Origin of the sequence: Marinomonas vulgaris (assembly GCF_018145875.1) — a bacterium.
GTDB classification, from domain to species: domain Bacteria; phylum Pseudomonadota; class Gammaproteobacteria; order Pseudomonadales; family Marinomonadaceae; genus Marinomonas; species Marinomonas vulgaris.
The window spans coordinates 26888-49051 of the sequence record NZ_JAGSSV010000003.1 but is presented as its reverse complement, the minus strand read 5'-3'; the positions used below and the strand labels follow the sequence as shown (position 1 = coordinate 49051).

Here is a 22164-nt window from a genome sequence, read left to right as displayed (position 1 = left end):
AATCCGCTCAAAATTTAATGAGACTGGCGTCTGTCAGGGTAATAAACTGACCAATTATTGAGTAAACGTGCGGCGGGTGGAAGAGATTTGTCATTGGTTGAAGTACCAATAGAGATGACTTGTTGAAGCTGATGAGTGTTAGCATCCATATAAGACGTAAAGCCAATAGGATCTTCAGGTAGCTTAATCATCAAATTTTCCAGAACGTGTTGGAGTTCTTCATTACTGGCATTAACACCTGCAAGTCGAACTGCTTCGGCTATAGCGATAATACCTGAGTAAGCCCCTTCGGCAGCATAAGATGGATAGTGTCCACTCAGTTCATAAAAACGCGAAACAAACCACTGATTGAATTCTGTTTCTGGCCAATTGTTGTGATGACGAGACGCTAATATGAGCCCCTCTGGCATGTTATTTCCTAATGCGGCAAGGACTTCAAAGTTAGCACCAGTATCAAAGTTAGCAAATTGTGCGTGTTTAAAAAGACTCGTGTTATTAGCCTGTTGAATGAAGGTGACGAGATCCCCTCCCCACATCGAATTGATTATTAAGTCAGTAGGCTTTTTAAGTAATGCTTGGATGAAGTTTGAGTAATTTGGCTCGTACAATGTGGGCCATAAAGTAGTTACTACTTCGTAGTTAACGTTTTGCTGTTTAAGAGAATTTTCTAGATCATCCCATACGGTATAGCCGTATTCGTAGTCGGGCCCTATATAGGAAATACGAATTGGGTTTTCGGCAGAAAAAGAAAAGTGCTCACGAATGTACTTGGCACCAGCAAGCATACTTTGTTGAGTGTTATTGCTGACGCGAAAATACAGTGGACGTGTACCTGAACCTGTCATGCGTGATGACGCGTGATCTGTTCCAATAAAAAAGACATTTTCTTCCTGTGTCACTTGCGCTACTTGCCAAGCGATTGAGGAGTTGACAACCCCGCAAATAAAGCGCACTTGGTGTTCTTGAACTAACTCCTTGACCAAGCGCGTCGCTCGTGAGGCCTTTGATCTAGAGTCTTTGATAAGAATTTTTAAGCTAGGATAGCGGTTTGGCTTAGTTGAAAGTTGCTCCAAGGCGAGTTGAATACCAATTTTGCTGTCCTCGCCGTATAGTCCACCGCGACCAGTAAGCGGAAAAAGACAGCCGATATTCATATCAGCATTCGTTTGGTTGCCAAGTATTATTTCTGCTGAGCTATTTGTGACGGTTAAACATCCTAGTAGGGCAAGTAACCAAGCTAACTGTTTCATAAAGGCGTTCTTATTGTTATTTTGTGTGAGTTAAAAATCAATATTGAGTCTTTGTATACGACGTTTCAATGCGTGTCTTGAAATACCGAGTTGTTCAGCGGCAAGGCCTTTTCGCCCTCCGTTCTTTCTTAATGCACTGAGTATCAGCTCTCGTTCTTTATGTTCTACTACCGATGAATAGTCTAAGTTGTCTACTGTAGTTGATATAGCATTTTTCCTATATTCATTGGGCAAATGCTTCGGCAGTGCTGTTTGACCTGGATATAAAATAATAATTCGTTCTACTAAATTTTTTAGCTCTCGAATGTTGCCTGGCCATGAATAGGTTTGGAGTTGGGCAATAATCTCTTCACTCCAAATAGGTGGTTTGCAGCCTTCTTGCTTTGCAAACGCTTCGCCAAAGAAGCGAATTAATAAACTGATATCTTCAACTCGATCACTCAAAGAGGGTGCGACGATAGGCACGACATTAAGACGATAATATAAGTCTGCACGAAAATCTCCAGCGTCAACGGCGGTTTTTAAATTTTTGTTTGTAGCAGCAATAACGACTACATTGGCTTTATGCTCCTTCCCTCCACCAATAGAGCGATAGACACGGTTTTCAAGAAAAGTGAGTAGTTTTGCTTGAATGGCCATAGGCATTTCGCCTATTTCATCTAAAAATAGAGTGCCATTATCGGCAAGTGAAATAAGGCCGTCGCGCTTTTGAACGGCGCCAGTATAAGCTCCTCGCTCAGCCCCAAATAATTCAGCTTCAATAAGTTGTTCTGGCAAAGCTGCACAGTTTATTTCTATAAAAGGGGCATTAGAAAAGCGCACATCATGTAGGCTACGGGCAATGAGTGCTTTACCTGTACCAGATGGGCCTGATATTAAAATGGTCTTGGCTGTACTGTCGCCCACCTGCTCGATCATATGTCTCAGTGTCTCGGTTTGATGGCTATTACCAACAATACGTTGAGTATGAATTTGCTGAGAACGTAAAAAATGCAGCTCTTTTGAAAGGCGCTGTTGCTCTCCGCAACGGCGAATTAATAGTTCTAATTCATCGATATCAAATGGTTTTGTTATATAGTCGAGAGCGCCTTCTCTTACTGCCTTTACGGCGGTTCTGGTGTCGCCGTGAGCTGAAATCATAATGACCGGAGTGTCGGATATACTTTTTAGTTGTGTTAATACATCTAAACCAGACATATCTGGAAGCCCTAGATCCAGCAGTACGACATCAGGAGTTAACGTATTGAATCGCTGAATTCCCTCTGTGCCAGAATATGCAGCCTGAAGGTCTATAGTTTGGTCATTTAGTGAAAATTGGAGACTACGAACTAAGTTGGGTTCATCATCAATTACCAAAATGGTTAGGTTATTCATATTTATTTTCTTCTATTCGATCATTCTTAAAGCGCAGCTGAACATGAGTGCCCTTATTTTCTTGGCTTTCGATAACAAGCTCTGCATGATTGGATTTTGCTAGGACATGGCAAATGGCCAGTCCTAACCCTGTTCCTGTCGATTTGGTCGTAAAAAATGGTTCTGAAATACGTGATATTAGCGTCACTGGAATACCTTTGCCATTATCGATGACTGACACAATGATGTGACCACCATGTATTGAACCAATGAGTGATATTTTACCTCCTTCTATAGGCATCGCCTGTATTGCATTAAGTATCAGATTCATGAAAATCTGACGGATATGAGAGGGATCTGCATCTATTTCAAGCGCTGAATTGCACTCTAAATGAACGATAACATTTTGGCTTTTTGCCGAGGCGTCGACCAATGCCCGAATGCCTTTTAACAGTTCCAGTAAGGTGATGCGTTCTAATCTTGGTTGGGTTGGTCGAGCAAAGTTAAGTAAGTTTTCAATGACTCGATTCACACGTTCTATTTCTTCTTCAACCATAACGAGCATTTCATTATGTTGAGAATTAGATTCCCGTTTGATCAAAGTTTGTATCGTCATACGAATAATGGTCAGTGGATTTCGAATATCATGAGCGAGTCCCGCTGCTAGTTGTCCTAATGAAGCTTGTCGTTCCATTTCGACGGAAGCTTTAATAACGTGATGTAACTGTGAGCGCATTCGATCAATGGCTAGTGTGAGCCGTTCTAGTTCCGTGCCCGGTTGTAAGGGAACAGGGGAGTCTAAATCGCCTGCCGCCACGCGTTCAACTCGATCAATCAAGGTATCCAACTGCCTGTTTAAACGTTTTGATATATACCAGTGTAAAGCTAATAAGCCGGTGGCTGTCATTAGAACTAATAAAATCAGCCAATAACGCATCTTGGCACTGGGGGGACTAGAAAGACCTTTGTCTTGGCGTAATTTTAAAGACCAGTTAGGTAGTAGATCATAATCAGCATGAGAGATGATTTTTTTGTCTACGGGTTGACCAACAATGTCAAATAAACGTTCTCCAGGCACGCTAAGTAGAGGGGTGTAAATGCCATCTGTATTCAGATCTTTAGAAATTGATGTTAGTGAGTTAAAGCGCAGAACAATGCCAATGTACGGAGCTCCTTTAATATCAAGGCTACTGATGTGGATTTTTTTTAGCAGTAAAACAGAAGAGGCATGATTAAAGGAATAGGCCTCAGGGCCATAGATTTCGGTGCCTTCAAAAGGAGTTACAGGAAAAATTAACGACTGTTCGTAGCGTTTTTTCGAATAAGAAAATTCGGGGAAACTCCATAAATAGTGTTTGTGCTCGTCAAAAAAAGCGATGCCATAAACATTATTAAGATCGGTTTGAATGCGTAATAGTGTTTGTAATTCAGAGGAGAGAGATTGAGCGCCATCCAATGTATAGATGTTGGGATTGTCCAACTCGTCCGTAAGAACATCAAGCTGATAGAGACGTTCTCGAAGGCTTGTTTGGAACTCATTTTGAACCGTAGCAACTCGGGTACTTAATTGCTCATTCGATATTTTTACAACTAGCTGGTTCAAATAGGTGTCGTATAAACCAGAAAAAACCAATAGTGGCACAAGAGCGACAACCAGAGACAACAATAAATAGCGGTTGGATAAGCGTTTATTTTGGCGTTTGAACAATTTCTTAAACCCTTAAATAAGGTAATAGTGGAATATTTTACAGAGGTTAGAGCCTTATGAACAAAGGAACTTTTTTCTTTCCCACCTTGTGGTTATTAAATTAAACCATGTCATTACGATTTATCTTAAAAACATTTCACTCTTTAACATATCTGTCACATAACTTTTCTATAGTACAAATCATTGAACAAGCCATGAGCATTTGCTCATAAATATTTGACGATAACCACTGAGGTTTATGTGATGAAAAAACTAGTTGCAGGTTTAGCGATGACAGCAGCAGTAGGCGTTTCTGTTAACGCTTTTGCAGATGTTGATTCAAATTTGATGTCTTATAGTAAAGCAAGCGGCGTGTCAGGCAATATTTCAAGCGTGGGTTCAGATACCTTAGCTAACTTGATGACCTTGTGGGCAGAAGACTTCAAGCGTTTATACCCAAATGTGAACATTCAAATTCAGGCAGCAGGTTCTTCTACTGCGCCACCAGCATTGACAGAAGGTACCTCTAACTTCGGTCCAATGTCTCGCATGATGAAAGACAAAGAAATTGCAGCGTTCGAGAAAAAATTCGGTTACAAGCCAACAGCGGTTCCTGTTGCGATCGATGCGCTAGCGGTGTTTGTACACAAAGATAACCCAGTAAAAGGTTTGTCTCTTCCTGAAGTCGATGCGATTTTCTCTTCAACTCGTAAAGGTGGCCACAGTGAAGACATCACTAACTGGGGTAAAGCCGGTCTAACGGGTGCGTGGGCGAATCGCGACATTCAGTTGTTCGGTCGTAACTCAGTATCCGGTACTTATGGTTACTTTAAAGACAACGGCCTATTCAAGGGCGACTTTAAAAACAGTGTCAACGAGCAGCCTGGTTCTGCGTCGGTTGTGCAGTCTGTTTCTACTTCTCTTAACAGCATTGGTTACTCTGGTATCGGCTACAAAACCTCCTCTGTTCGTGCTTTGCCATTAGCAAAAAGAGAAGGCGATGCTTTTGTAGAGGCGACACCTGAAAACGCGGCAGCCGGTAAATACCCACTGTCTCGATTCCTTTACGTTTACGTCAACAAGGCACCAAACAAGCCATTAGCGCCACTACAGCGCGAGTTCGTAAAAATGGTCCTGTCTAAAATGGGTCAAGAAGTTGTCGTGAAAGACGGCTATGTTCCACTGCCAGCGAAAGTGGCTGATAAATACCTGACAACATTGGGTATTAACTAAGTAGGCTTGGCGTCTCACACGATAATCAAAAGCAGGATGGCGTGACGCCCTCCTGCTTTTCGTTCGCCATACCCTGTCACAAAATTGTCACACTAAAAAAGATGAATGCGGATGACTACACCAACTGACCATCGGATGCCGGAGCTGGATTTCAACACCCCAGCGTTAAAGCGTCATCGTAAACTTCGCGCCCTGAAAGACCGAACGGCTGGCATGGGCATCGCCATCGGAGGCAGCAGCGTTATCTTAGCTGTTCTGCTGATTTGTTTTTATCTCCTTTATGAAGTGGCGCCGCTGTTTTCCAGCGCGTCGATTGATGAAAAAGCCAGCTACAGCTTACCGGCTGAAGAAGAAGGCGAGAGCTTGTATTTGGCCATGGAAGAGCAATCGGAAATTGGTATGCGCGTTGCGAGCAATGGCAGCGTGGTGTTCTTTTCGATTGAAGATGGCTCGGTCATAGAAACAGTGGCGAACCCGCGTGAACAAGCGGTGAGCAGCTTTACGGTAGAGTCTGATACCAGTCGGTTACTGGCGTTTGCTTACGAAGACGGCAAGGTGCTGATTTCGAAGCATAATTACAAAACTAGCTACCCAGACGGTCAGCGTCAAATCACCCCTTTTGTCGATTACCCCTACGGTGAAGCCGCGATCAGTGTCGCGGATTTTGCCATTAAAAAATTGGCGATTCGCGATGGCGACGACGGCTTGACGATTGCCGTATCGGGCGACACAGAAAGTGCCATCTTAAAAGTCACCAAAGATGTGAACTTTATTACCGAAGAAGTCGAACTCACCGAGCAACGTGAAACACTGCCTTTTATTGCTGACATCAACAGCCTGTTGATCAGCGGTAACCAGCGCTCTTTGTACGTGGCAACCAACGCGGGCATGATGAGCGAATTTGACCTGCGCGACTTCGATAATATTCGTCTAAAAGACACCGCAGCGCTGATCGAAGAGGGCGCGAGTCTGGTTTCTATGAGCTATTTGGTGGGTAAATCCTCGGTGATGGTGGCGGATTCTTCTGGTCGCGTGAGCCAATGGTTCAACGTGCGTGACGACGCCACCAACGAAGAGAAACTGCACTTTATTCGCGATGTGAAACAGCCAGTTGCCTTGGTCGATTTGGCCATGGAGCAACGTCGTAAAGGCTTCGCTACATTAGACGAGCGTGGCTTAGTGGCTATTTATAACGCCACATCGGAGCGCCAAGTATTAGACGAACGTTTGAGCGACGCGACCGCGCGTTTAATCAGCTTCTCGCCTCGTGCCAACAGCTTGTTGTTGGAAGACAGCAAGGGCATGCATTTTTACCATGTAGACAACGAGCACCCTGAAGTGTCTTGGTCGTCTATTTGGGGCAAGGTCTGGTACGAAAGTTACCCAGAGGAAACCTACACCTGGCAGTCGTCTTCGGCCAGTAACGATTTCGAACCTAAATACAGCTTGATGCCATTGGCATTCGGTACGCTTAAAGCCGCGTTTTATGCCATGTTGATGGCCGTGCCTTTGGCGATTTGTGGGGCGATTTACACGGCGTATTTCATGGCACCAGCACTGCGTCGCAAAATCAAACCTGTGATTGAATTGATGGAAGCCCTGCCAACGGTGATCTTAGGTTTCTTGGCTGGTTTGTTTTTCGCGCCTTTCTTAGAAGAACACCTAGCGGCCACTTTTAGTATTTTAGTGGTGCTGCCGGTGGGCATCTTGTTGTTTGCTTATCTATGGTCGCGTTTACCAGCCGGTATTCGTTGGATGGTGCCAGAAGGCTGGCAGCCTTTGTTGTTGATTCCAGTGATCGTGTTCTTGGCCTGGTTCTGTTTGGCGCTGAGTCCCATCATTGAAGTGAATTTCTTTGGTGGCAACATTCGTGGTTGGATCACCAATGATTTAGGCATTACCTTCGATCAACGTAACGCCCTTGTGGTGGGCTTCGCCATGGGCTTTGCGGTAATTCCGACTATTTTCTCCATCACAGAAGACGCGATTTTTAGTGTGCCAAAAGCCCTAACGCAAGGCTCCCTTGCTTTGGGTGCAACCTATTGGCAAACCATGACACGCGTTGTGTTGCCAACCGCTAGCCCAGGTATTTTCTCGGCGGTGATGATAGGTATGGGGCGTGCGGTGGGTGAAACCATGATCGTCTTAATGGCGACGGGTAACACGCCGATCATGGACTTTAACATCTTTGAAGGTATGCGAACTTTGGCGGCGAACTTAGCCGTGGAAGTGCCTGAGTCCGAAGTGGGCAGCTCGCATTATCGTATCCTTTTCTTGGCCGCGTTTGTGTTGTTCATCTTTACCTTTGTGGTGAACACCATCGCTGAAACGGTGCGTCAGCACCTACGCAAAAAATACGGGTCGCTATAATGAGTACTGAGATGAAAATGCAGAAAAAATCCGTATCCGAATGGGTCAAGTCTGGTGATCCATGGGTATGGCTAAACGCCGGTGCGGTGGCGATTTCCGTCATCATGGTGGTAGGCTTGTTATTGTTAATTGCGGTGCGTGGCTTGGGGCATTTTTGGCCTGCCGACGTGGTGCAAGCGACTTACTCTCTACCGGGCGATAAGGCGTACACCATCGCCGCAGAACGCGTCGAAAGTGTCGAAGTGACCTCGGCTCAGTTGCGCGAAGCGGGCGTACAATTACCTGACGACAGCGAAGAGTTTTTGCAGCGTACCTTGCTAAAAATGGGTAACCGCGATGTGTACGGGGCGGATTTTGGTTGGGTGTTAGACAAATACCTAAGCGACATCGAAACCCCAGAGATGCTGTTTGCGGCGGAGCGTCACGAATGGGGCAACTTATACGGCTACCTGATGTCGGTGAAAGAAGACGGTCGCATTGTCTCTGAAACCAGCGACGTGACAGCAACCGCCTCGGCGTTGGCCACTTGGGCGATGTTTGAGAAAAGCATCGAACGCGCCGCAACGATTCACGACGACATCAAAGACATTGAAAAATACGACATCGGTAAGATCAACCATGCCCTTGAGCGTATTCGTTTGAAGCAACGTCGATTTGAATTAGACGGCGAACTAACACCCGCGGTGGAAGCCGATTTGGCCGCTGAGCGCTCTCAGTACGACGAAGCCTACAGAGGCCTGCAAGCCAATTTGGCGGCTTTGTATCAGCAAATCAACCGCGACTCTTTTGTGGTACGTGTGATGGACGGTACCGAGCACGAAATTCAGGTATCGAAAATTGTTCACGCTTTCCGTCCTAATGCCATGGGCGTGACGGAAAAAATGGGCTTTTACTTCGTCAAGGTATGGGAGTTCTTAACGGACGAACCGAGGGAAGCCAACACCGAAGGCGGCGTTTTCCCTGCGATTTTTGGTACCGTGATGATGGTGCTCTTGATGACCATCATAGTGACGCCATTTGGTGTGGTCGCCGCGGTTTACTTGCGTGAATACGCGTCGCAAGGCTGGGTGACTCGAGTGATCCGCATTGCGGTGAACAACCTCGCGGGTGTGCCATCGATTGTGTATGGTGTGTTTGGTTTGGGCTTCTTTATTTACTTTCTTGGGTCTGGCATCGATGAAGCCTTTTTCCCCGAAGCCTTGCCATCACCGACGTTCGGTACTGGTGGTTTGATGTGGGCATCGATTACGCTAGCGCTGTTAACCGTGCCTGTGGTGATTGTGGCGACGGAAGAGGGCTTGTCCCGTATTCCGCGTAACGTACGCGAGGGCAGCTTGGCATTGGGCGCTACCAAATTCGAAACCTTGTGGCGTGTGGTCTTGCCAATGGCCAGTCCAGCGATCATGACCGGAGTGATCTTGGCAGTAGCTCGCGCGGCCGGTGAAGTGGCACCCCTCATGCTGGTGGGCGTGGTGAAGTTGGCGCCGTCATTGCCCCTGGATGGCAATTACCCCTTCATCCATTTAGACCAAAAATTCATGCACTTAGGATTCCATATTTACGATGTGGGTTTCCAAAGTCCAAACGTGGAAGCGGCACGCCCTTTAGTGTACGCGACAGCCTTATTACTTGTGATGGTGATTGCTTTACTTAACTTATCAGCAGTGACCATTCGTAACCACCTACGTGAAAAATACAAATCGCTGGAAATGTAAGCGGCTAGGAAGAGACAATTATGAGCGACGTTAAAACCCATTCTATCGACATTTCAGCAATGCAGCGCGAACAACAGGCGCTTAACATTGAGAACGAAAAAGTTTGCCTGTCTGTAAAAGATCTTCACCTTTACTACGGTGAAAAAGAAGCGTTAAAAGGGGTGAACATGATCATCCCTGAGAAAAAGGTCACCGCGTTTATTGGGCCGTCTGGTTGTGGTAAATCCACTTTATTGCGCTGTTTCAATCGCATGAATGACCTAGTCGACAGCTGCCGCATTACCGGCGAAATCAATTTGCACGACAGCAATATTTACACCAAGGGTACCGACGTAGCCGAGCTGCGTCGTCGTGTCGGCATGGTGTTCCAAAAGCCGAACCCTTTCCCGAAAAGCATTTATGAGAACGTGGCGTATGGCCTGCGTATTCAAGGCATCAACAAGAAGCGTGTATTAGACGAAACGGTGGAATGGGCGTTGCGCTCTGCGGCCTTGTGGGACGAGGTAAAAGACCGTTTGCACGAAAGTGCTTTGGGTATGTCCGGTGGTCAGCAGCAGCGTTTGGTCATCGCCCGCACGGTGGCGGTAAAGCCTGAAGTCTTGTTATTGGACGAACCGGCTTCGGCGCTGGACCCTATTTCAACTTTGAAAATTGAAGAGCTGATCCATGAATTGAAAAAGGATTTCACCATCGCCATCGTTACCCACAACATGCAACAAGCGGCGCGTGTGTCGGATTACACGGCGTTTATGTACATGGGAGACTTGATTGAGTTTGGCGACACCAATACCTTGTTCACTAACCCAGGCAAACAACAAACAGAAGACTACATCACGGGTCGCTACGGCTAGGCGGGAGACGCATTATGAAAGAATTAACCACAGATCATATTTCTCAGCAATTCAATAATGAATTAGAACTGCTTCGCCAGCATTTTTTGACCATGGGTGGCGTGGTTGAAAATCAGGTGCAAGACGCGGTTCAAGCCCTGTTGGACGCCAACGGTTCGCTAGCGGAAGACGTGAAGAAACAAGACACCACGGTGAATCAGCTAGATGGTTTGATCGACGAAGAATGTCGTCGTATTTTGGCTAAACGCCAGCCTGCTGCGTCGGACTTGCGTATGATTCTATCGATCAGCAAAGCGGTAAGCGAGCTGGAACGTATGGGTGACGAAGCGAAGAAAATCGCCAACCTGACGTTGAATCTAATTAACGAAGGGGAATCGCCCCGTGGTTATGTTGAGATCAATCGTATCGGCCAAATGGTGTCGCGAATGATTCACGATTCTTTGGACGCTTACGCGCGCTTGGATCTAGAAGCCGCAGTAAAAGTGGCCAAACAAGACCGTGCGGTAGACCAAGAATACAACACCGCCATGCGCTCTTTGGTGACCTACATGATGGAAGACCCACGCAGTATTACTCGCGTGATGAACGTGATTTGGGTGTTGCGTTCTTTGGAGCGTATTGGTGATCACGCGCGTTCTTCGTGCCAGCATTTGATCTTTATGATCAAGGGCATCGATGTGCGTCACGTGAATGTGAATGATTTATCTGCGGACATGAGTAAAAAATAAGTAATCCTATGGATTTCTAAGGTGCACCAGTAGGCGTTTGAGCGGATTTTGCTATGATGGCTTTTTTGCTTATTCGGTGTACCGAACCATGTTTACGATCGATATTGACCCTAATGACTCCCTAGAATCCTCTTACCTGCAATTGAATGCGCAATTAGCCGCCTTGCTGAGCGGTGAGCGTGATCTTATCTGCAATGCCGCGCAGTTTTCCGCGTTTGTGATGCAAACCCTCCCTGACTTAAATTGGTCTGGTTTTTACTTTGCCCGTGGCGAAGAATTGGTGCTGGGGCCTTACGTGGGCAAGGTGGCTTGTACTCGGATTCCTTTTGCTCGTGGTGTGTGCGGTAAAGCGGCGACCTCTTTACAGGTGCAGCGTGTTGACGACGTTCATGCGTTCGATGGTCATATTGCCTGCGACGTGGCCTCCCAGTCTGAGTTGGTGATTCCGGTTGTGGTGCAAGGCAAGCTGGTGGCGGTATTTGATATGGACAGCCCCAAGGTCGCGCGATTTAGCGATGTGGATCAGGCGGGTTTAATCGCCTTGGTGGATACCTTTGTGGCCGCCACCGACATGAACTGGTCGATCTAATTAGCGGGTTTAATTCGCCAGAAAATAGGCTTCTAGCTCTGCCAAAGACGCCTGATGCAAAGCCGGCAAGCTATCCATAATGGCTTGTCGTTCTGCTTGGCTTTGTGGTTCAGCTGGCGATTCCATTTGTTGGCACTGGGCCGCAAAATCCTTCATCGCCATGTTTAAACTGGCGGATTTCAGAGAATGACTGATTTCTCTAATATCGTAGTTGTTTTGTGCTTCCCATGCGGCCAGTAATAAGGTCATTTTTTCTGTGCTGTCGTCGACAAATTCCACGCGTATCTTATTCATTGTTTCTTTGCCGAGTACTTCGACAAGTGACGTTAGATGGTCATAATCAATCATGGTTATTCGCCTTTTGAGTCGAAGGGGTACTGGGAACTGTGTGGGAAAAATGGTTCGTACGGTCGTCGGGAAACAGAGTCATCAAAATCAGATTCAGTTGGCTCTGCATTAATGGGAACTGTAATGGCGTCACAGTGCCAATGGGGTGTTGAATTGCCAATGGATGATAGCTCAGTACTGGGCATTGGTGTTTTTTCCAGTGTTTTAGTGCATCGCTGCCTTCCCGTTCAAACTTAGCTGTATTGCCTATGATTACTAGCTCGCACTCTCTGTCTTCTTGTAAACCGCCATCTTTGGAGATCATGACCTCCATGTTGGCGTCACTTAGGAATAAGCTCAACACGCTGGCAAGGTGCGCATCGGTTTCAATCAAGAGCACACGGGTGTGGTCGGGGCAAATCAGTGGGACATTTTTACTGACATGGCTTGCATCGGAGACATAATAAGGAATGTCGACCCAGAATTCGCTGCCTTTTTGGGCGGAACTGGAAAAGTGCATTTCGCCTTTCATCATATAAATCAATCGATGGCACAAGGCCAAGCTTAATCCCACTTGGCTTGGCGTCGGGCTTTCTTGTTGGGACGGCAGAGATGGGTTGACTCTTAAGTGGTGCTGCAATTCTCTGGGCATGCCCAAGCCTGTGTCTTTAATGGCGATTTGTAAAAAGCCGACTTCTCGACTGTCTTCGGTGGTACGCAATGCAGCGGCGCTGAGGGTAGAGGCGCGCACTTGTAAGCTGACGCTGCCAGAGGGCGTGTGAGTAATGGCGTTTTCTAACAGGGCGACAATAATGTCTTTGGTTCGATTGAAATCCAAACACAGTTCGTTGGGCAGTAATGGATCAATATACACAATACTTTGTAAGTTCTTGCGTGCTATTTGGTTGCTTAATAAAGCAAAACAAGCTTCGATGTTATTGTGTAAGGGAGCGGTTGAGGGGCTGAGTATCAGTTTATTGGCATCGATCAGAGCTAAGTCAGAGAGTATTTCTATGGTATTGAGTAGCTGATACCCGGATTCTTCAATGTGCTTAGATAAGGCGGCATAATCTCGTGGTGTAGTGCTTTTTAGGGCGCTGGCCACGCTTAACACCGCATTGATCGGAGAGCGTATTTCTTGGTGAATGTAAGCCAGCATGCTGGCTTTGTCGTCGTAAACAGACTGCACCGTGGAGGATAAACCGCGATTTTGACGAACGCTGCGTCTGAATTCGTCGACGGTACGCAGCACGAAAAAGCATAAGATAATCAGGCAGATTAACAGCGCAGTGGACAGCAGCTTGATGTTGTCTAAGTTATGTTGCAACACACCACGCTGATTGGTGATGTATTCGTTGCTGCCTTTGTTGACCAGAGTCACAAACTCGTTAATTTGCTGATCGATGTTGTCAATACGTTCAATCAAGTCGGGTAGATAGGCGTAATCGCCGATTTCTATTTTTGATAACTGAAACGTCAGCAGTTCCAGTTCTCCGTTGATAATATTGAGCAAACGAGTGGTGCGACCATTTTCAAAGTTACGCACTAGCTCACCCACTTCGCCACGTCGTAGCAAATCTACGCGGCTCATCAAGAGGTCATATTCAAAAAATGCATCGTCTCTTGGTGCTTGGGTGTGCGGCTCCAAACGTTCGAGATAATTCAAAAAACGATAGGTCTGCACCTGTAACTGCAAGGCGTTCCATAAGGCGCTTTCAAATACCCGTCGACCATTGTTTTTAGAGCTGTCACTGGTGTACACAATGATGCCAAACACCGCGGAGGTGATGAGGATGATCAACGCAATAAAGGCATAAAGTAGCCAGCGCTTGTATTTGGTGAGCCAAGGTTTTAGATGTGTGGCCATAGTGAGGCTACTCGGCCAGCGTCATCAGTTTGATGCGCTCAATTTGCCAAATAGAACGGCCGTAATAGCGCTCAGACTTTAGTTCTGGGCGTTCATCAAAAGGGTAAATGACCATGATGGGGCCTAAATTGCGTACGCTCATGGGCTTTCCATCTAGGTGAGTGGCGAACATAGCGCCGTTTTCCACAAAGTCGCTGAGTGGGATTTCCGTCATGTAATGATTCAGCGCTGAGACTTGCAGCCAATTGCCGCTGAGACCCAGATAAGCGACCAAATCGACAGCGGAAAAACCGCGATAGGTGTGTTCACCTATGGTCCAAGGGTTGTGCGTGGTCACCGAATACTGCGGCAGACGTTGCAGCATGGCCATGTCAAATTGGGTGTCGGTGGTGCTCTTCTGACTGTCTGAAACCGTTAACAGAACTCGACTTTTGGGAACGTCCTGCGCGGAACACAAAGAGGAAAAAGCGCTGAGTAACAGCAGAGAAGCAAATAACCGAACCAACATAACAAACATCTCAAAGTAAAAGAAAAGAATACAGCGCCATGGTAAGCACCAGGGCGCTATTATGTCGTTTATTGAGAAGGATTTTATTAATTTTTTGTAAACACGCAGTCTGTGAAAGACGGTCACATGCCTACAGTAACGTTATACCTACGATAATTCTGCTAAACGTGAACAGGCCACCTGATGCTCGTTGGAAAAAGCGCTTAACACCGGCTTTTGTGCGGCGCAGGTATCGTTCGCATGGGGACATCGCGTACGAAACACACAACCGGACGGCGGGTTTATCGGTGATGGCAGATCCCCTGCGAGCAGCTGAATGCTTTTACTGCGCTCTATTCTTGGGTCGGGCACTGGCACCGCCGACATCAAGGCTTTGGTGTAAGGGTGCTGAGGTTGAGCGTATAAGGAGCGCTTGCTCGCCAGTTCCACCGGGTTGCCCAAATACATCACCAATACACGGTCTGAGATGTGTTTGACCACACTCAGATCGTGGGCGATGAACACCAAGGAGAGGTTCATTTCCGTTTGTAATTCTTTGAGTAGGTTTACCACTTGCGCCTGAATCGACACGTCCAACGCCGACACCGGCTCGTCGCAGACAATCAGCTTAGGCTTGAGAATCAAGGCGCGAGCGATGCCAATGCGCTGACATTGTCCGCCAGAAAATTCGTGTGGGTAGCGGTTGATCACATTGGGCAATAAGCCAACGCGATCCATCATCTGGCGCACAGCGCTTTTCACCTCGTCTTTTGACAGTTCAGGGTGAAAAGTAACGAGGGGCTCGGCAATGATGTCGCCCACGGTCATGCGCGGATCCAGAGACGCCAGCGGATCTTGAAAGATCATTTGCAGCTCTTGGCGTTTGTCGCGCATTTGCTTTTTATCAAGATCGGTGAGGTCTTGACCGAGCCAGACCACATTGCCTTCGGTGATGGGCACAAGGCGCAACAATGCACGGGCTAAAGTAGACTTACCGCAGCCGGATTCGCCCACCACACCGAGGGTTTCCCCTTCGTAAATGGTCAGATCGACACCATCTACCGCTTTCAGGGCGTGGCCTTTTTGCCATGGCCAAGCGTTGTCCGGTTTGATCGTAAAATGTACCTTTAGATTGCGCACTTCCATCAAGGTTTTCTGAGTGTGATGCTGCATCATACGGCCCATCCTTCGGTTGATTTATGGCATGCCGACTTTTGCCCAGAAACAAAGGTGTTGAGTATGGGAGTCTCGGTTAAGCAGCGCGCGCGGGCAAATTCGCAGCGCGCTTCAAAGGGACAGCCGGTTGGTAAGTTGAGTAAGTTCGGTGGGTTGCCAGGAATGGTCGCCAGCGTGCTGCCTTCGCTGTCAAGGCGTGGAATGGCTTTTAGTAATCCTTGGGTGTAAGGGTGAGTGGGGCGATAAAACACGTCTTCGGCGGTGCCGTATTCCATGGTTTGCCCTGCGTACATTACCAATACCTTATCACACAATCCGGCCACCACGCCCAGATCGTGGGTAATCATCACGATGGCGGTGTTGAAGTCTTGTTTGAGCTCATTCAGTAAGGTCAGAATTTGCGCTTGAACGGTCACGTCTAGGGCGGTGGTGGGTTCGTCGGCGATGAGCAATTTTGGCTGACATAAAAGCGCCATGGCGATCATTACCCGTTGGCGCATGCCGCCGGAAAACTCGTGCGGGTACATGGCCATGCGTTTGCGCGCTTCGGGCATTTTTACCGCGTCGAGCATCTTAACAGACGCGTCAAAGGCATTGGCTTTGCTCATGCCCTTGTGCAACGTGAGCACTTCCATCAGCTGTTGCCCCACTTTCATATAAGGGTTGAGCGAGGTCATGGGATCTTGAAAGATCATCGCAATGTCTTTGGAGCGGATGCGGTTCATCGCCTTATCATTCAGCGATAAGATATTGCTGCCTTCAAAGCGCGCTTCGCCTTCGATGAGGCCGTTTTTGGCCAGTAAGCCCATGAGGGCAAAGGCGGTTTGGCTTTTGCCGGAGCCCGATTCGCCCACGATGCCTAAGGTTTCCCCTTGGGCGAGGGTGAAGTTGAGATTATTCACGGCGGTGACTAGACCGTCTGGGGTTTTGAAGCGCACGCGCAAGTTGCCGACATCCAGCAAGGTATTGGCCGATGTGGTGTGTGTTAACGGTGTCATAAATCCTCCTTAACGGTCTTTAGGGTCAAGCGCGTCTCGTAAGCCGTCGCCGAGGAAGTTAAAGCAAAACAAGGTCACGACCAGAAAGCCCAATGGCCAAGCCAGCTGCCAAATGGCGATTTCCATGTTCTGCGCGCCTTCAGAAATCAGCGCGCCCCAGCTGGTCATGGGTTCTTGCACACCCAACCCCAAGAAGCTGATAAAGGATTCCAGCAAGATCATGTTGGGCACCAAGAGGGTGGCGTACACCACCACGATGCCGAGCACATTAGGCACAATGTGACGCAGAATGATTTTCGGTGTCGACACGCCACAGGCGTAAGCGGCTTCGATGTATTCTTTGTTTTTCAAGCTCAAAGTTTGACCACGGACGATCCGCGCCATATCGAGCCAAGAAATCGCGCCAATGGCGACAAAGATCAAGAAAATCTGGCGACCGAATAGGGTCATCAAGATGATCACGAAAAACATAAACGGGAATGAGTTAAGAATTTCAAGAAAGCGCATCATCACGCTGTCCACACGACCGCCAATGTAGCCAGAGGTTGCGCCATACAGAGTGCCAATCACAATGGCGACTAGGCTGCCTAAAATCCCCACCAAGAGAGAAATTTGGCCGCCTTGCATGGTGCGCACGAAAATATCGCGCCCAAGGGTGTCGGTGCCAAAATAATGCCCGTTTTCCATGCTAGGATGCCCTAAAACGCTGATATCGGATAAGGCTTCCCAGTCAATGTCGTCGTATTGCCATTGGCTGAAGAATGGCCCAATCAGCGCAATGGCGGTAATCAACCCCAGAATAACCAGGCTGACAACGGCGGCGTGGTTGGAAAAAAATCGGCGGCGGGCGTCTTGCCACAAGCTGCGACCTTCAATGTCCACCACGGCTTGGGCGAACTGTTCCACGGCCTGAACTTTGTCTTTGTTCGTGATCATAATAATAAGACCTTAGTAGCGGATTTTCGGGTCGATGAGGGCGTATAAAACATCGACAATCGCATTGAAAAGAATGGTCAAGGTGCCGACCAAGATGGTGACGCCCATCACCATGGAATAGTCACGGTTGAGCGCGCCATTGATAAAATGCTGACCAATGCCGCCGGTGCCAAAATACACATCCACGATCACCGATCCGGTGATGATGCCGACAAACGCCGGCCCTAAGTACGAAATTACCGGCAACATGGCCGGGCGCAGGGCGTGTTGGAAAATGATCCGGTGTTTCGGTAAGCCCTTGGCGCGGGCGGTGCGGATAAAATTAGAATGCATGGTTTCGATCATGCTGCCGCGGGTAATACGCGCGATTTGCGCAATGTAGCTGGTGGACATGGCGATCACCGGCATCACCAAATAGGGCCAAGCGCCGCCGTTCCAACCGCCGGGTGGCAGCAACTGGTTATAAATAGAAAACACCAAGATACACAAGGGCGCTAAGACAAAGTTGGGCAGCACAATGCCCAAGTTGGCAAAGCCCATCACGCTGTAGTCGATCCAAGAGTTTTGGCGCAACGCCGCAATCACTCCGCAACCCACGCCAATGGTGAGCGCAACCAAAAACGACCAAATACCGATTTCCGCTGACACAGGAAAGCTTTGGGCGATCAGCTCATTAATAGTGAAGTCTTTGTAGCGAAAAGAAGGCCCTAAATCGCCTTGTAGCAAGCCGCCAAGGTAGTAAAAAAACTGGTTAATAACCGGTTCGTCCAAATGGTATTTGGCGTTGATGTTCGCCAATACTTCTGGCGGTAAGGTGCGTTCGCCTGAAAATGGGCTGCCTGGGGCAGAGTGCATCAAGAAAAAAGACACGGTAATTAAGACCAGTAAGGTCGGAATGGCCTCAAGAATGCGTTTTGAAATAAAGGTCAGCATAAAAATGTACCGGCTTAGGCGCAGTGATGCGCGCTAATCCTATGAATCGATAAAACAGTCAAACCTAAGTAACGCCCACCGTGTTTAGTTGAATACGGGGGCGTGTCATTAGGCGATGGGTGGGTTAGTGCTTAATGATGTACATATCGCGGGTATAAATGCTGTCTTCTGGGTTAGGGAAGTAGCCGCCCACGTAAGGTTTCACTAAACGCTTGGTGGTGTACTGATAGATGGGCGCAACGGCCATGTCTTGTTCAATGGCGATTTCTTCCGCTTGGTTGTAATTCACCGCGGGGTTTTGCATGGTCTTCGCTTCGTTCAACAGGCGGTCGTATTCTGGGTTGCTGTATTTACCGTCGTTGTTGCCGTGGGTTGAGGTTAGCAAATCTAACATGGTAGACGCTTCGTTGTAGTCGCCAATCCAGCCGGCACGGGCCACATCAAATTGTTGGTGTTTCTTGGTTTCTATGTAGGTTTTCCACTCTTGGTTTTCTAGGGTGACGTTCACCCCCAAGGTTTTTTTCCACATAGAGGCAATGGCAATGGCGATTTTTTTGTGGTTTTCGTTGGTGTTGTACAACAGCTTAAACGACAACGGATTGCTCTTGGTAAAGCCGGCTTCTTCTAACAAGGCTTGGGCTTTTTCGTTGCGCTCTTTTTGTGTCCAAGTGGCGTAATCTGGAGTCGCAGGATCAAAGCCGTTAACGATTTCTGGTGTGAAAGAATACGCTGGAAGCTCGCCGGTGCCGGTGACAAAGTTCGCAATCACGTTACGGTCAATAGCATAAGACAAGGCTTTGCGCACACGCACATCGTTGTACGGCGCCTTGGTTAAGTTGAATTGGTAATAATAGGTGCCAAGATGCGGCGTGATCACCACTTGCTCAGGGATCTCGCGTTTTAATTGCTTAAAGTGATCGTTTGGCAGCTCGTAGCTTAAATCCATTTGCCCCGCTTGGAAGCGTTTTAGCTCGGCGTTAGGGGATTCGATCGGTAGAAAGGTCACCTGATTGATGACGGTTTTGTCGTTGTTCCAGTAATTAGCATTACGTGAAAACACCATTTTTTCATTGACGATCCACTCGTCCATTTTATACGCGCCGTTAGATACTATGTTGTCAGCTTTGGTCCAGTCGCTGCCCCATTTTTCGATGGTGTTCTTCGGTGCTGGGAACATGGTTTGGTGAGCAGTCATTTTCACAAAGTAAGGTACAGGACGCTCAAGAGACACTTGGAAAGTAAAATCGTCCAGTGCTTTTACGCCGAGTGTACTAGGGTCTGCATCACTGGCGATGATTTTTGAGGCGTTGACGATGGAGGGGATTTCGATAAACCACGCGTAGGGCGACGCAGTGGCAGGGTCAACGGCGCGAGTAAAACCATAAACAAAGTCGTGGGCGGTAACAGGATCGCCATTAGACCATTTTGCGTCTTGGCGCAATGTAAAGGTGTAGAGAGTATTGTCTGCGTTGGCCGTGTAGCTTGTTGCTACGCCTGGTACCAAGTTGCCATCACCGTCTAGGTTGTACAAACCTTCAAACAAATCGCGCGCGCGCAATGAGCCTGGCGTGCCTTCAATTTTTTGTGGATCTAGGGTGGCCGGTTCTGAGCCACCGCCACGCACTATGTCTTGTACGTCCGCCAGCTGCGTGCCCGCTGGCACATCCGCCGCGTGGCTATGAGCGGCTAGAAGGGAAGTGGTTAGGATGGCGGTCGCCAGTAATGTTCTTTTCATTCTAAGGTTCCTTTTCTTCATTATTTTTGCAAAAAGCGGAATCGTTTTTTATGTGTTGTGTGATTCTTGACGCTTTCATCATTGATCAAAGCGGAAAAGCCTACAATCGAAATTCCGTATCAGGCTATACGTTGGCTAAAGGTTAGGAATGAAAAAAGCGGCGGGTAAAGTGTGCTACAAATGTTGCTAAGCGCTGATTATTCATGGGCTGCCCGGTTATTTGGTGTTGATCTTATGGAGCCATCAAGGGGACCGTGTTACTCTGGGTTTCTGACACTACATTAGATGAAAAAGGTATTGCATCGTCGTGATTTCCCATCCCTTTAAAGCCGCTGGCGCCTTTTTAAAAGCGTTTCCTTTGATCCTCTCGAAAGACCTAAGGCTGTTTATTTTAGCGCCTTTATTAGCCAATTTTTTACTGGTTGGTTTGCTGTACATGGTGGCGTTTAGCTACTTTCAGTCCTTGATGGATTCCGCCATGAGCTATTTGCCGGAGTGGATTTCTTTCGTCAATTGGTTGTTTTATTTGATTTTTGGCGCTGTGATCAGTGTGTTGCTGTTTTACAGTTTTTCCGTGGGCGTCAATATTCTCGCCGCGCCTTTTATGGCGTTTTTGGCAGAGAAAGTGGAAGAAAAAGAAACGGGTAAAACCTTTGATGAAGCCCTCAATGCAAGCGTCATTATGAGTATTATTGGCCGCAGTTTGCAGCGTGAATTGCAAAAGATCTTGTACTTTTTACCGCGTTTTATCTTGTTGCTGTTATTGTCGTTTATTCCCTTGGTGAATGTGATCGCCCCCGTTCTGTTGTTGCTGTTTTCCATGTGGATGCTGTCGTTGCAATACATGGATTATGCCTTTGATAACAACAAGGTGAAGTTCCACGACATGAGAATGGCTCTACGTGCTAAGCCTTTGTTGTGCTGGACCTTTGGTGGCATCGTCATGGTGGGATTAACCATTCCATTCTTTAATTTATTTGTCATGCCGATTGCTGTGGTGGCGGCCACCTTGTTGTGGATTACCGTATTTAGTCCTCAGCAGGGCGATCATTCAGCCTTGTTAGATCACAATCGTGGGGCGTTCTAATGGCGATAAAAATACTGGTAGTTGATGACGCGTCTTTTACGCGCGATTTGATTCGTCGCACATTGCGCAAGCAGTTTCCTGTTGCCGAAATTGAAGAAGCGGTGAATGGTCGAAAAGCACAGCAGCTGATGTCTAAAATCACTTTTGATATGGTGTTGTGCGATTGGGAAATGCCAGAAATGACTGGCGTAGAATTGCTGAAATGGTGTCGTGAGCAGCCCGCTTACAAAAAAGACGCTGTGCCTTTTGTGATGATCACCAGCCGTGGTGATAAAAGCCATGTGGTGGAAGCGGTGCAGTCCGGTGTGACAGACTACCTTGGTAAGCCGTTTTCCAGCGAGCAACTGGTCAACAAGGTGTTGTCGGCGGCGAAAAAGCATGGTCTGGAAGGGCGGTTATCGTCACAAAAGCCCCGTGACTCGATCGCTCCTGGTGGGGTTGGCGCAGCCTCGCTGGACGTTTTGATGGGCGCAGGAAAATCTGCACCGGTTCAAGCGACCAAGTTTGCGTCTGCCGATGCGCCTGTCGCATCGGTAAAAGACGTGAAAATTCCTACCTTGGTGCGCTTTGAAGGGAAACAGTTTCGCTGCATGGTGATCCAGTTCAGCAAAACCGAAGCCACCATGTTCATCAAAAGCGACGATGTAGTGCCGCAGGTGTTGGGCCAAGCGGTGTTGGATTTGGAATTGGCGGGCAAGGTAAATCGGTTGAATTACTTTGTTCAATCCGTAGCCACCACGGAGAAAAAACACGATTCGACGTTTTTGACCGTAGTGTTGAATCTCATTGATCAAGACAGTGAAAAAGAAGCCTTTATCAAGCAGTTGTTTGACAGCTTATAG

The 22164-nt window shown here is 47.6% G+C and carries 19 protein-coding genes; 8 read left to right on the top strand and 11 right to left on the bottom strand.

Annotation, left to right across the window (positions count from 1 at the left end; translation table 11 throughout):
• Positions 1 to 14: 14 nt before the first annotated feature.
• The 3 genes from J9B83_RS03905 to J9B83_RS03895 are packed head-to-tail and all read right to left on the bottom strand — an operon-like array spanning position 15 to position 4311.
• A complete protein-coding gene (locus J9B83_RS03905) occupies positions 15 to 1250 on the bottom strand; it encodes an ABC transporter substrate-binding protein (RefSeq protein ID WP_211535427.1) in 1236 nt (411 codons plus the stop codon).
• Between the two features lie 30 nt (positions 1251 to 1280).
• Positions 1281 to 2624, bottom strand: coding sequence for a sigma-54-dependent transcriptional regulator (locus J9B83_RS03900; RefSeq protein WP_211535426.1), 1344 nt, complete (start codon positions 2622 to 2624; stop codon positions 1281 to 1283).
• Complete coding sequence (locus J9B83_RS03895) at positions 2617 to 4311, bottom strand: sensor histidine kinase (protein WP_211535425.1); 1695 nt, start codon at positions 4309 to 4311, stop codon at positions 2617 to 2619. The genes J9B83_RS03900 and J9B83_RS03895 overlap by 8 nt, the downstream gene beginning before the upstream one ends.
• A gap of 243 nt (positions 4312 to 4554) precedes the next feature.
• On the opposite strand from J9B83_RS03895, the gene J9B83_RS03890 reads away from it, so the two are divergent.
• The 6 genes from J9B83_RS03890 (at position 4555) to J9B83_RS03865 (ending at position 11776) form a co-directional block, all read left to right on the top strand.
• Positions 4555 to 5523 carry a PstS family phosphate ABC transporter substrate-binding protein gene (locus J9B83_RS03890; RefSeq protein WP_211535424.1) on the top strand — a complete coding sequence of 323 codons (969 nt, stop codon included), beginning with the start codon at positions 4555 to 4557 and terminating at the stop codon, positions 5521 to 5523.
• 111 nt (positions 5524 to 5634) lie between these two features.
• The gene (locus J9B83_RS03885; RefSeq protein WP_211535423.1) at positions 5635 to 7893 is read left to right on the top strand and encodes an ABC transporter permease subunit; all 2259 of its coding nucleotides are present in this window, start codon (positions 5635 to 5637) and stop codon (positions 7891 to 7893) included.
• An 11-nt stretch (positions 7894 to 7904) separates the two neighbouring features.
• The gene (gene pstA, locus J9B83_RS03880; RefSeq protein ID WP_268927843.1) at positions 7905 to 9608 is read left to right on the top strand and encodes a phosphate ABC transporter permease PstA; all 1704 of its coding nucleotides are present in this window, start codon (positions 7905 to 7907) and stop codon (positions 9606 to 9608) included.
• Positions 9609 to 9628: 20 nt separating this feature from the next.
• Positions 9629 to 10459 carry a phosphate ABC transporter ATP-binding protein PstB gene (gene pstB / locus J9B83_RS03875; RefSeq protein ID WP_211535422.1) on the top strand — a complete coding sequence of 277 codons (831 nt, stop codon included), beginning with the start codon at positions 9629 to 9631 and terminating at the stop codon, positions 10457 to 10459.
• A gap of 14 nt (positions 10460 to 10473) precedes the next feature.
• Complete coding sequence (gene phoU, locus J9B83_RS03870) at positions 10474 to 11187, top strand: phosphate signaling complex protein PhoU (RefSeq protein WP_211535421.1); 714 nt, start codon at positions 10474 to 10476, stop codon at positions 11185 to 11187.
• Between the two features lie 88 nt (positions 11188 to 11275).
• On the top strand, positions 11276 to 11776 hold the full coding sequence (locus tag J9B83_RS03865) for a GAF domain-containing protein (RefSeq protein ID WP_211535420.1): 501 nt from the start codon (positions 11276 to 11278) through the stop codon (positions 11774 to 11776).
• Between the two features lie 9 nt (positions 11777 to 11785).
• On the opposite strand, the gene J9B83_RS03860 is transcribed toward J9B83_RS03865, so the two are convergent.
• The 8 genes from J9B83_RS03860 to J9B83_RS03825 all read right to left on the bottom strand — a co-directional run bounded on the left by J9B83_RS03860 (position 11786) and on the right by J9B83_RS03825 (position 20235).
• Positions 11786 to 12124 (bottom strand): Hpt domain-containing protein, encoded by a 339-nt coding sequence (locus J9B83_RS03860; protein ID WP_211535419.1) that lies wholly within the window; start codon positions 12122 to 12124, stop codon positions 11786 to 11788.
• Positions 12117 to 13970, bottom strand: coding sequence for a sensor histidine kinase (locus tag J9B83_RS03855; RefSeq protein ID WP_211535418.1), 1854 nt, complete (start codon positions 13968 to 13970; stop codon positions 12117 to 12119). Before J9B83_RS03855 ends, J9B83_RS03860 begins: the two co-directional genes overlap by 8 nt.
• A 7-nt stretch (positions 13971 to 13977) precedes the next feature.
• A complete protein-coding gene (locus J9B83_RS03850; RefSeq protein ID WP_211535417.1) occupies positions 13978 to 14478 on the bottom strand; it encodes a molybdopterin-dependent oxidoreductase in 501 nt (166 codons plus the stop codon).
• Positions 14479 to 14625: 147 nt separating this feature from the next.
• Positions 14626 to 15630: a murein tripeptide/oligopeptide ABC transporter ATP binding protein OppF gene (gene oppF, locus J9B83_RS03845; protein ID WP_211535574.1), complete on the bottom strand. Its 1005-nt coding sequence runs from the start codon at positions 15628 to 15630 to the stop codon at positions 14626 to 14628.
• Positions 15630 to 16631, bottom strand: coding sequence for an oligopeptide ABC transporter ATP-binding protein OppD (oppD, locus tag J9B83_RS03840; protein WP_211535416.1), 1002 nt, complete (start codon positions 16629 to 16631; stop codon positions 15630 to 15632). Before oppD ends, oppF begins: the two co-directional genes overlap by 1 nt.
• Before the next feature lie 9 nt (positions 16632 to 16640).
• Complete coding sequence (gene oppC, locus J9B83_RS03835; protein ID WP_211535415.1) at positions 16641 to 17567, bottom strand: oligopeptide ABC transporter permease OppC; 927 nt, start codon at positions 17565 to 17567, stop codon at positions 16641 to 16643.
• A 12-nt stretch (positions 17568 to 17579) separates the two neighbouring features.
• Positions 17580 to 18500: an oligopeptide ABC transporter permease OppB gene (gene oppB, locus J9B83_RS03830; RefSeq protein ID WP_211535414.1), complete on the bottom strand. Its 921-nt coding sequence runs from the start codon at positions 18498 to 18500 to the stop codon at positions 17580 to 17582.
• A 124-nt stretch (positions 18501 to 18624) separates the two neighbouring features.
• The gene (locus J9B83_RS03825; RefSeq protein WP_211535413.1) at positions 18625 to 20235 is read right to left on the bottom strand and encodes a peptide ABC transporter substrate-binding protein; all 1611 of its coding nucleotides are present in this window, start codon (positions 20233 to 20235) and stop codon (positions 18625 to 18627) included.
• A gap of 307 nt (positions 20236 to 20542) precedes the next feature.
• Between J9B83_RS03825 and cysZ the strand changes: the two genes are divergently transcribed.
• Positions 20543 to 21322, top strand: coding sequence for a sulfate transporter CysZ (gene cysZ, locus J9B83_RS03820; protein WP_211535412.1), 780 nt, complete (start codon positions 20543 to 20545; stop codon positions 21320 to 21322).
• The gene (locus J9B83_RS03815) at positions 21322 to 22164 is read left to right on the top strand and encodes a response regulator (protein ID WP_211535411.1); all 843 of its coding nucleotides are present in this window, start codon (positions 21322 to 21324) and stop codon (positions 22162 to 22164) included. Before cysZ ends, J9B83_RS03815 begins: the two co-directional genes overlap by 1 nt.

What these genes read in the sequence shown, in the direction of transcription:
- J9B83_RS03825 (WP_211535413.1), bottom strand. Translation starts at nt 20,235, where the DNA reads ATGAAAAGAACATTACTGGCGACCGCCATCCTAACCACTTCCCTTCTA.
- oppF (WP_211535574.1), bottom strand. Translation starts at nt 15,630, where the DNA reads ATGCAGCATCACACTCAGAAAACCTTGATGGAAGTGCGCAATCTAAAG.
- J9B83_RS03885 (WP_211535423.1), top strand. Translation starts at nt 5,635, where the DNA reads ATGACTACACCAACTGACCATCGGATGCCGGAGCTGGATTTCAACACC.
- J9B83_RS03865 (WP_211535420.1), top strand. Translation starts at nt 11,276, where the DNA reads ATGTTTACGATCGATATTGACCCTAATGACTCCCTAGAATCCTCTTAC.
- pstB (WP_211535422.1), top strand. Translation starts at nt 9,629, where the DNA reads ATGAGCGACGTTAAAACCCATTCTATCGACATTTCAGCAATGCAGCGC.
- J9B83_RS03900 (WP_211535426.1), bottom strand. Translation starts at nt 2,624, where the DNA reads ATGAATAACCTAACCATTTTGGTAATTGATGATGAACCCAACTTAGTT.
- J9B83_RS03815 (WP_211535411.1), top strand. Translation starts at nt 21,322, where the DNA reads ATGGCGATAAAAATACTGGTAGTTGATGACGCGTCTTTTACGCGCGAT.
- J9B83_RS03860 (WP_211535419.1), bottom strand. Translation starts at nt 12,124, where the DNA reads ATGATTGATTATGACCATCTAACGTCACTTGTCGAAGTACTCGGCAAA.
- J9B83_RS03890 (WP_211535424.1), top strand. Translation starts at nt 4,555, where the DNA reads ATGAAAAAACTAGTTGCAGGTTTAGCGATGACAGCAGCAGTAGGCGTT.
- oppC (WP_211535415.1), bottom strand. Translation starts at nt 17,567, where the DNA reads ATGATCACGAACAAAGACAAAGTTCAGGCCGTGGAACAGTTCGCCCAA.
- oppB (WP_211535414.1), bottom strand. Translation starts at nt 18,500, where the DNA reads ATGCTGACCTTTATTTCAAAACGCATTCTTGAGGCCATTCCGACCTTA.
- phoU (WP_211535421.1), top strand. Translation starts at nt 10,474, where the DNA reads ATGAAAGAATTAACCACAGATCATATTTCTCAGCAATTCAATAATGAA.
- J9B83_RS03905 (WP_211535427.1), bottom strand. Translation starts at nt 1,250, where the DNA reads ATGAAACAGTTAGCTTGGTTACTTGCCCTACTAGGATGTTTAACCGTC.
- pstA (WP_268927843.1), top strand. Translation starts at nt 7,905, where the DNA reads ATGAAAATGCAGAAAAAATCCGTATCCGAATGGGTCAAGTCTGGTGAT.
- J9B83_RS03855 (WP_211535418.1), bottom strand. Translation starts at nt 13,970, where the DNA reads ATGGCCACACATCTAAAACCTTGGCTCACCAAATACAAGCGCTGGCTA.
- oppD (WP_211535416.1), bottom strand. Translation starts at nt 16,631, where the DNA reads ATGACACCGTTAACACACACCACATCGGCCAATACCTTGCTGGATGTC.
- J9B83_RS03850 (WP_211535417.1), bottom strand. Translation starts at nt 14,478, where the DNA reads ATGTTGGTTCGGTTATTTGCTTCTCTGCTGTTACTCAGCGCTTTTTCC.